The sequence below is a fragment of the Geothrix sp. PMB-07 genome (assembly GCF_030758935.1).
Lineage (GTDB): Bacteria > Acidobacteriota > Holophagae > Holophagales > Holophagaceae > Geothrix.
The window spans coordinates 3,976,117-3,985,119 of the sequence record NZ_CP132333.1 but is presented as its reverse complement, the minus strand read 5'-3'; the positions used below and the strand labels follow the sequence as shown (position 1 = coordinate 3,985,119).

General features: G+C 63.8%; 9 protein-coding genes. 6 read left to right on the top strand and 3 right to left on the bottom strand.

Translation table 11 applies throughout. From position 1 onward, the window contains the following. Positions 1 to 14: 14 nt before the first annotated feature. Positions 15 to 983 (bottom strand): quinolinate synthase NadA, encoded by a 969-nt coding sequence (nadA, locus tag Q9293_RS17470; protein WP_306248724.1) that lies wholly within the window; start codon positions 981 to 983, stop codon positions 15 to 17. A 338-nt stretch (positions 984 to 1,321) separates the two neighbouring features. On the opposite strand from nadA, the gene Q9293_RS17465 reads away from it, so the two are divergent. Then, the gene (locus tag Q9293_RS17465; RefSeq protein WP_306248723.1) at positions 1,322 to 3,481 is read left to right on the top strand and encodes a glutamine synthetase III; all 2,160 of its coding nucleotides are present in this window, start codon (positions 1,322 to 1,324) and stop codon (positions 3,479 to 3,481) included. Positions 3,482 to 3,545: 64 nt separating this feature from the next. Here the strand turns inward: Q9293_RS17465 and Q9293_RS17460 are convergent, their stop codons facing one another. Both Q9293_RS17460 and rfaE2 read right to left on the bottom strand, forming a co-directional pair. Continuing rightward, positions 3,546 to 4,133 (bottom strand): hypothetical protein, encoded by a 588-nt coding sequence (locus Q9293_RS17460; protein WP_306248721.1) that lies wholly within the window; start codon positions 4,131 to 4,133, stop codon positions 3,546 to 3,548. A 105-nt stretch (positions 4,134 to 4,238) separates the two neighbouring features. Further along, positions 4,239 to 4,727, bottom strand: a complete 489-nt coding sequence (gene rfaE2 / locus Q9293_RS17455; RefSeq protein ID WP_306248720.1) for a D-glycero-beta-D-manno-heptose 1-phosphate adenylyltransferase — start codon at positions 4,725 to 4,727, stop codon at positions 4,239 to 4,241. 55 nt (positions 4,728 to 4,782) lie between these two features. Between rfaE2 and Q9293_RS17450 the strand changes: the two genes are divergently transcribed. From Q9293_RS17450 to rpsJ, 5 genes are all read left to right on the top strand, one after another. Further along, on the top strand, positions 4,783 to 5,055 hold the full coding sequence (locus Q9293_RS17450; protein ID WP_306248718.1) for a zinc ribbon domain-containing protein: 273 nt from the start codon (positions 4,783 to 4,785) through the stop codon (positions 5,053 to 5,055). A gap of 178 nt (positions 5,056 to 5,233) precedes the next feature. Next, positions 5,234 to 5,632 (top strand): 30S ribosomal protein S12, encoded by a 399-nt coding sequence (gene rpsL / locus Q9293_RS17445; protein WP_306248717.1) that lies wholly within the window; start codon positions 5,234 to 5,236, stop codon positions 5,630 to 5,632. Between the two features lie 13 nt (positions 5,633 to 5,645). Continuing rightward, entirely contained in the window at positions 5,646 to 6,116 is a 471-nt protein-coding gene (gene rpsG / locus Q9293_RS17440; protein WP_306248715.1) for a 30S ribosomal protein S7, read from the top strand. Positions 6,117 to 6,224: 108 nt separating this feature from the next. Then, positions 6,225 to 8,333, top strand: a complete 2,109-nt coding sequence (gene fusA, locus Q9293_RS17435; RefSeq protein ID WP_306248713.1) for an elongation factor G — start codon at positions 6,225 to 6,227, stop codon at positions 8,331 to 8,333. Positions 8,334 to 8,674: 341 nt separating this feature from the next. Next, the gene (gene rpsJ, locus Q9293_RS17430) at positions 8,675 to 9,001 is read left to right on the top strand and encodes a 30S ribosomal protein S10 (RefSeq protein ID WP_043483643.1); all 327 of its coding nucleotides are present in this window, start codon (positions 8,675 to 8,677) and stop codon (positions 8,999 to 9,001) included. Positions 9,002 to 9,003: the final 2 nt, after the last annotated feature.

Here is a 9,003-nt window from a genome sequence, read left to right as displayed (position 1 = left end):
TCTGAAGGCCGGAATCAGCCCAGGGCCAGCATCCGCTCCAGGGGCTTCAGGGCTTGGCGGCGGAGGCCTTCCTCCATCTGAATCTCGGGTTGGAGGTCCCGCAGGCAGAGGTAGAGCTTCTCGAGGCTGTTCAGCTTCATGTAGGGGCACAAGCTGCAGTTGCAGCCGCTGTCCGCCGGGGCGGGGATGAGCTCGGCCTCGGGTCGGCGCTGCTTCATCTGGTGCAGGATGCCGGCCTCGGTGGCCACGATGAAGGCGTTGGCGCTGTCCTTCTGCACGTAATTCAGCAAGGCTGCGGTGGAGCCCACGAAATCCGCCAACTGGCTGACGGTGGCGTCGCATTCTGGATGGGCGATGAGCTTGGCCTCCGGGTGCTGGGCCTTGAGGGCCGCCAGCCGCTTGGCCGTGAACTGCTCATGCACGATGCAAAAACCGGGGAACAGCACCATCTCGCGGCAAGTCTGTTTGGCCACCCACTTGCCCAGGTGTCGATCCGGCGCGAAGACGATCTTCCGGTCCTTGGGCAGGCTTTCCACCACGCGCACCGCATTGCTGCTGGTGCAGATGATGGTGCTGAGCGCCTTCACGCCCGCCGAGCAGTTGATGTAGCTCACGACGTCGTGATCCGGGTACTGCTTCAGCCACTCGGCGAAATAATCCGCCGGACAGCGGTCCGCCAGGCTGCAGCCGGCGTCCATGTCCGGGATCACCACGGTCTTGGTGGGGTTCAGGATCTTGGCGGTCTCGGCCATGAAGTGCACGCCGCAGAAGGTGATGACATCGGCATCGGCCTTGGCCGCCTGCTGGCTGAGCTGCAGGCTGTCGCCCACGAAGTCGGCCAGATCCTGGATTTCGGGTTCCTGGTAGTAGTGGGCCAGGAGCACGGCTTTGCGCTCGGCCTTGAGGCGCCGGATCTCGGCCACCAGGTCGATGCCAGCGGGGATGCTTTCCAGATCGGGGACGTAGGGGGCGGTGAGATCCATCCCACCATTCTATCCCCTGTCGAGAAATGGGCCCTTGTCGAGAAAGCGGCGGATTCGGAGCGCAGGTTCGGGGTGATCGAACACGTCGCAAAAGGCCGCCCGCTCCAGGGCCAGCGCGGGTTTGCGGGGGAGACCTCGCTGCAGGCCTTGGAGGTTTCCGAGAAGGGAAAGCGCCCGTGCACAGGCATCATTGCCTGTTGCCACAGGCTGGTTTTCGCTATCCTGAGGACGGATCACAGGGTCCAGGTGGATGTGGGAATCCGATGACTGCCCCCCAGGGGTGGACATCGGTCCAGCTTTATTCGGGTTCATGCCTTTTCACTCAAGAGGAGAACACCATGGCCAAGGCGCAAGCGCCAGACACCTCCAGCATCTCACGGCTGGATCAGTTCAAGATCAGCCAGTACTTCGGCTGCAACACGTTCAGCGAGCGGACCATGCGCGAACGGCTGCAGAAGGACGTCTACAAGGCCTACCGCCTGGCGCTGAAGCGTGGCGAGGCCCTGTCGCCCGAAGTGGCCCGCAGCGTGGCGTTGGCCATGAAGGAGTGGGCCCTGGAACAGGGCTGTACCCACTTCACCCACTGGTTCCTGCCCATGACCGGCGCCACCGCCGAGAAGCACGACGCCTTCATCACCTGGGACGAGCCCGGCACCGTCATCGAGCGCTTCAGCGGCAGCCAGCTCATCCAGGGCGAGCCCGACGCCAGCTCCTTCCCCAGCGGTGGCCTGCGAGCCACCTTCGAGGCCCGTGGCTATACCGCCTGGGATCCCGCCAGCCCCGCTTTCCTCATGGAAGGCCCTCTGGGCAAAACGCTCTGCATCCCCACCGCCTTCGTGGGGTACCACGGTGAAGCCCTGGATCACAAGGTGCCCCTTTTGCGCTCCATGGGTGCGCTGTCAGCGCAGGCCAAGGATGCCCTCAAGCACTTTGGCGTGAACGCGGAATCCGTGGTGGCCCAGTGCGGTCCCGAGCAGGAATACTTCGCGGTCGACCTGGACTTGGCCCAGCAGCGGCCCGACCTCATGTTCGCCAACCGCACCCTCCAGGGCGCCAAGCCCCCCAAGGGCCAGGAGCTGGAGGACCACTACTTCGGCAGCATCAAGGAGCGCGTGCTGGGCTTCATGCAGGAGGTGGAGCTGGAGTGCTTCAAGCTGGGCATTCCCGCCAAGACTCGGCACAACGAAGTGGCCCCGAACCAGTTTGAAATCGCACCGATCTACGAGGCGGCAAACCTCGCCAGTGACCACAATCAGCTGCTCATGGAGATTCTCAAATCCGTAGGTGAGCGCCACAACCTGGCCATCCTGCTCCATGAGAAGCCCTTCGCCGGCGTCAACGGCAGCGGCAAGCATGTGAACTGGAGCCTGGCCACGGATGAGGGCCAGAACTTGCTGGAGCCGGGCCAGACGCCCGAAGAGAATCTGCAGTTCCTCTACTTCCTCTGTGCCACCCTGAAGGCCATCCACACCCATGGTGGGCTGCTGCGCGCCGCCATTGCCAGCGCCGGCAACGATCACCGCCTGGGCGCCAACGAAGCGCCGCCCGCCATCATGTCCGCCTTCCTGGGCGCCCAGCTGAATCACATTCTGGATGCCATCGAGAAGGGCGACCCCGCGGATGCCTCCACGCAGCGCATCCTCGACCTGGGGATCGGCAACCTGCCCGCCATCGAGAAGGACGCCACGGACCGCAATCGCACGAGCCCCTTCGCGTTCACGGGCAACAAATTTGAATTCCGCGCCGTGGGCTCCAGCCAGCCCATCGCCCTGCCGCTCACCGTGATCAACGCCGCCGTGGCGGAGGCTCTGGAAACCCTGAATGGCCGCCTGGAGGCGGAACTGAAAGCGGGCAAGGAGCACAAGGCTGCGGTCATGGCGGTGGTCAAACAGGCCATTCAAGAAACCAAGGCCATCCGCTTCGAGGGCAACGGCTACTCGGACGAGTGGAAGCAGGAAGCCGCGCGCCGAGGCCTGCCCCACGCCAAAGACACGGTGGCGGCCCTGCACATCTGGGAGAGCGCCGCCTCCAAGGCCGTGTTCTCCAAGCCCGGCATTCTGTCCGAAGGTGAGCTGGAATCCCGCCTCCACATCCGCCACGAGCAGTACCAGAAGGCCATCGCCATCGAGACCCAGGTGCTGCGCCAGATGGCCGAAACCCAGATCCTGCCTTCCATCACGGCAGATCTGGGCGCCCGCGCCGACAGCCTGACCAAGCTCGCTGCGGCAGGCATTGCGGTGCCAGAGCGTTTGAAGGCCGCCCTCCAGGCCCAGGCCACATTGGCCGGGGAGGCCCAGGTGCGCCTTGCCGCCATGAAGGAGGCCCTGGCTGCGGCCGAGGCCATCGAGGACAACCACGCCCGCACCGTCGCCTTCGGCAGTTCGGTGAATGAATCCAAGCATGCCCTGCGTGAGGTGTTGGACCACTTGGAGGAGGCTTGCGACGCTGATCTTTGGCCCCTGCCCAAGTACTGGCAGCTGCTTTCACCACTGCTGTAGTGCTGGTTGTCTTTGACGCAGAACGGGCCGCACGTGCGGCCCGTTCTGCGGTGTTGAAAGCCCGTTATCGCCCGAAGCGGAACACGACACTGAACTGGGCCCAGGTGGCGGTATCGAAACCGAAGCCGTCGCTGCCGTTCTGGTCGACGAAGATCTGGTTCAGGGTGCCCTCCAGGGAAATCATCTGGTTGAAGGTGTAGCCACCGCCTCCGCGCACGCCCAGCTTGCCGCTCTGGCTGGCGCTTCCGGAGATCCGGCGGCCAGCGGCGGTGGCTTCCCAGTCTTCCTTCACGCTGTTCAATGTGGCACCGGCGATGGTGTACCAACCCTGCCGCGGGCTCTGGAAGTGGTACACCCAATCCGCACCGGCTTGCAGGGCCTTGAAGCTGTTCTTGTCATCGCTGGCGCCGCCCCACCCGGAGCCGGGGAAGTTCTGATAGCTGAGCTGGGCGCGCACCTGGTGGTGGGAGGTGATGTTGAAATCGAGGTGGCCACCCACGTGGGCACCGAACATCTGGTTGGTGCCCCGGTCAGACTTGTCCTTGAGGTCGCCCACGGGCAGGGAGAGGCCCGTGTGCAGGCCTCCAGTGATGTTCTGGGCGGAAAGCAGGGTGCCGGCGAGGCCGAGGATGACGAGGGTGGTGTGCCGCATGGAACCTCCGGAAAAACGGGCTCAGAGGGAGCCAGTTCCAGGCTAGCGGTGGCTTCGTTCTGCCGAATCATCCAATGGGACTACTGGAGGGCGTTCCTGGGAAGGCTACTCCAGCGTGACGCCTCGTCCACTGCGGATCCGCTGCTCGATGCGGGTGGTGCTGTGGCCCGGTAGAAAGGGAATGAGCACCAGGCGTCCGCCCCGGCCTTCGACGATCTCGCGGCCAACAACTGTCTCTGGTGTGTAGTCGCCGCCCTTTACGAGCACATCGGGCTGCAGGGCCCCGATGAGTTCCAGCGGGGTGTCCTCGTTAAAGCGCACCACGGCATCGACGCTCCGCAGGCCCAGCAGGATGGCGGCGCGGGCAGCCTCGTCCTGGAGGGGGCGGGAGTCACCCTTCAGGCGGGCCACCGAGGCGTCACTGTTGAGGCCCACCACCAGGAAATCGCCCAGGGCCCTGGCGTCGGCGAGGTACTGCACATGGCCCGGGTGGATGAGATCGAAGCAGCCGTTGGTGAAGCAGAGGACCTTCGGCCTGGGGATGGCCGCCAAAAAGGCCTCGGGGCTTTGGAAGAAACGGGTCGGTGACGGCATCTCAGTACCTAGGTAAAATCATCGGTTCGGGGACGATTCCCAGGAGAAGTCTGCCATGCCCCTCTACGAGTATCGTTGCGAAGCTTGTGGCCAATCCGAGGAGAAGCTGGAAAGCCTTTCGGCGCCGGAGGTCCATGCCTGTCAGGCCTGTGGGAAGCCCGAGGGCATGCGGCGCCAGGTCTCCGTGGCGGCCTTCGCCCTGACCGGTGGGGGCTGGTACAAGGGCGCGGCCGCGGCTCCGGCCGAGAGCGCCTCCCCCAAGGCCGAGGCCCCGAAGGGTGGCCATGGTTGTGCGGCAGGCGGCTGCGGGTGCCCCCTCGCCGGGTGATGTCCGCCTCAATTCACACTTGATGCGTTGACTTCCCTGGCCATTCCGATAGCCTAGATGGTTCCGGCCCCGTGGGTCGGCGAAGGTTTTCATCTGTCCGATGTTCCCCGGTGCCTGTTTGCGGCGGAACCTCTCAGACCCAGGCCCGGACAACCCGGTGCCTTCCTTGGAGGATGGTGTGCCTACCATCAATCAGCTGATCCGCCATGGGCGGAAGACGTTCACCAACAAGACGAAGAGCCCCGCGCTTGACGCTTGCCCGCAGAAGCGTGGCGTGTGCACCCGTGTGTTCACCACCACCCCCAAGAAGCCGAATTCCGCGCTTCGCAAGGTGGCGCGTGTGCGCCTCACCAACGGCATCGAGTGCACGACCTACATCCCGGGCGTGGGCCACAATTTGCAGGAGCACAGCATCGTGCTCATCCGCGGCGGCCGTGTGAAAGATCTGCCGGGCGTGCGCTATCACGTGGTCCGCGGCACCCTGGACGCCACCGGCGTTGCGGGCCGTAACCAGTCCCGTTCCAAGTACGGCGCCAAGCGCCCCAAGGCTGGCGCCGCGCCGGCCAAGAAGAAGTAGGGGGAGGTAAAACATGGCTCGCCGTTCCGCACCCGCCAAGCGTGAGATCCTTCCGGATCCCGTCTACAACAGCCTCGTCGTCTCCAAGTTTGTGAACATCCTCATGGAGCGCGGCAAGAAGGCCACCGCCGAGCGCATCCTCTACGGAGCGCTGGAAATCGTCGCCAAGAAGAGTGGCGAAGAGGCTCTCGAGGCCTTCCAGAAGGCTCTCAACAACATCAAGCCCTCGGTGGAAGTCAAGTCCCGCCGCGTGGGTGGCGCCACCTACCAGGTGCCCGTGGAGGTTCCCCAGAACCGCCGCCAGTCCCTGGCCATGCGCTGGCTGAAGATCTACTCCGCTTCCCGCGGCGAGCGCACCATGCGCGACAAGCTGGCGGGCGAGATCCTCGACGCCATGAATTTCCGCGGCGCGTCCATCAAGAAGAAGGACGACGTCCACAAGATGGCCGAAGCCAACAAGGCCTTCGCCCACTTCCGCTGGTAGCAATCCCTCCGACCGGAAGGAGCCGCCACTCGGGCGGCTCCTTCCGCGAAGGTCTTTGAAGAAGCATTTCCGACTCCGATTCCGTTTTCACCCTTTCAGGAGGCCGCCGTGGCCCGCCAGACCCCACTCGAGCGCTACCGGAACATCGGCATCATGGCGCACATCGATGCCGGCAAGACCACCACGACGGAGCGCATCCTCTACTACACCGGCAAGATCCACAAGATCGGCGAGGTGCATGAGGGTGCTGCGACCACCGACTGGATGGTGCAGGAGCAGGAGCGCGGCATCACCATCACCTCCGCTGCCATCACGGCCGCCTGGACCGCCCAGACGGGCCAGCTGAAGGGCATTGAGCACCGCATCAACATCATCGACACCCCCGGCCACGTGGACTTCACGGCCGAGGTGGAGCGCTCCCTGCGCGTGCTGGACGGCGCCTGCGCCGTGTTCTGCGCGGTGGGCGGCGTCGAGCCCCAGTCTGAGACCGTGTGGCGGCAGGCCGACAAGTACGGCGTGCCCCGCATGGCCTTCGTGAACAAGATGGATCGCCCCGGCGCGGATTTCTTCCGTGTCGTCGAGATGATGAAGACTCGCCTGAAGGCGCGTCCCATGCCCATCCAGATCCCCATCGGCGCCGAGGAAGACTTCAAGGGCGTGGTCGATCTCGTCCTGATGAAGGCCCTCACCTTCGACGAGGGCGACAAGGGCTTCAAGGTCATCTATGGTGAGATTCCTGCCGAGCTGGTGGCCACGGCCAAGGAATGGCGCGAAAAGATGGTCGAAATGGTCGCCGAGACCGACGACGCGCTCATGGACAAGTACCTGGGCGGCGAAGAGCTGACCGAGGACGAGATCCGCACGGGCATCCGCACCGGCTGCATCAAGCTCCTCTTCACGCCGATGATGTGCGGCTCCGCCTTCAAGAACAAGGGCGTCCAGCCCATGCTCGACGCGGTGGTGAGCTACATGCCTTCGCCCCTCGACATCGCGGCCATCAAGGGTGTCGACGCCGACGGCAACGAGACTGAGCGCAAGGCCGAGGACAAGGAGCCCTTCTCCGCCCTCATCTTCAAGATCATGGCCGATCCCTTCGTGGGTTCGCTGGCCTTCCTTCGCGTCTACTCCGGCGTGCTCGCTGCGGGCTCTGGCGTCTACAACGCCGCCAAGGGTCGCCGTGAGCGCATTGGCCGCCTGCTCCAGATGCACGCCAACAAGCGCGAGGACATTGAAGAGGTCCGCACCGGCGACATCGCTGCCGCTGTGGGTCTGAAGGAAGTCCTTACGGGCCAGACCATCTGCGACGAGAACCACCCCGTGATCCTCGAGTCCATGGATTTCCCGGATCCCGTGATCCAGGTGGCCATCGAGCCCAAGACCAAGGCCGACCAGGAGAAGATGGGCGTGGCCCTGAGCCGCCTGGCCCAGGAAGATCCCACCTTCAAGGTGAAGACCGATCCCGAAACCAACCAGACCATCATCGCCGGCATGGGCGAGCTGCACCTTGAGATCATCGTTGATCGCATGATGCGCGAGTTCAAGGTGGAAGCCAACGTGGGCAAGCCCATGGTGGCCTACCGCGAAACCATCCGGAAGCGCGTGGACGCCGAAGGCAAGTTCGTCCGTCAGTCCGGCGGCCGCGGCCAGTACGGCCACGTCAAGATGTATGTCGAGCCCAACGAGGCTGGCAAGGGCTACGAGTTCATCAACGACATCAAGGGCGGCGTGATTCCCAAGGAATACATCAAGCCCATCGACCAGGGCATCCAGGAAGCCATGCAGTCCGGCGTCCTGGCGGGCTACCCCTGCGTCGACATCAAGATCACCATCTACGACGGCAGCTACCACGACGTGGACTCCAACGAAATGGCGTTCAAGATCGCCGGCTCCATGGGCTTCAAGAACGGCTGCGAAAAGGCTTCCCCTGTGATCCTCGAACCCATCATGGGCGTTGAGGTGGTGGTCCCCGAGGACTACATGGGCGATGTCATCGGCAACCTGAACAGCCGTCGTGGCCGCATCGAGAACATGGAAGACCGGGCCGGCGTCAAGGTCGTCACCGCCAAGGTGCCCCTGGCCGAGATGTTCGCCTATTCGACCACCCTCCGCGGCATGACCCAGGGTCGCGGCAACTACACCATGCAGTTCTCGCACTACGAGGAAGCTCCCCGCAACGTGGCCGAAGAGATCGTGGCCAAGGTCAAGGGCGCCAAGTAGGTTGATTCTCTCCGGGGGTTCCGTGCTTCGCACACACCCCCGGACCCCCACAACTCGGCCTGGCGAAGCCAGTCCTCGTTGCTCGCAATTCCAGTCATTTCTGCTTTACCTGCTTTTTTAGCCCCTCTCGGGGTGAGGTCATTTCTCGAACCGCAAGGTTGCCGGGCCTCTTGATCCAACCGCTTCCACCCACGGGTGGTCGTGCGTTCTTCTCAAAATAGCCGTTGTGTTTTCAGCGGCTTTTGTTATGCTGATCAGCCCTGTCCCTGTCGTTGGGACGGATTTACATGGGCGGTCAGCGCCCCACGTCTATGGACGTTCAGCGTCCCAATGGAGTGAGCATGAAAGACAACATCCGCATCCGTTTGCGTGCCTTCGACCACCGTCTGCTCGATCAGAGCACCCGCGAAATCGTGGACACCGCCAAGCGCACGGGCGCCCAGGTGGCAGGACCGATTCCTTTGCCCACCCGGACGAACAAGTACACCGTCAACCGTTCCCCCCACGTGGACAAGAAGAGCCGGGACCAGTTCGAAATCCGCACGCACAAGCGGCTGCTCGACATCCTGAATCCGACCCAGAACACCGTGGACACCCTCATGCGCCTGGATCTGCCCGCTGGCGTTGACGTGGAGATCAAGGTCTTCAGCCGTCAGGGCAACAGGTAGAG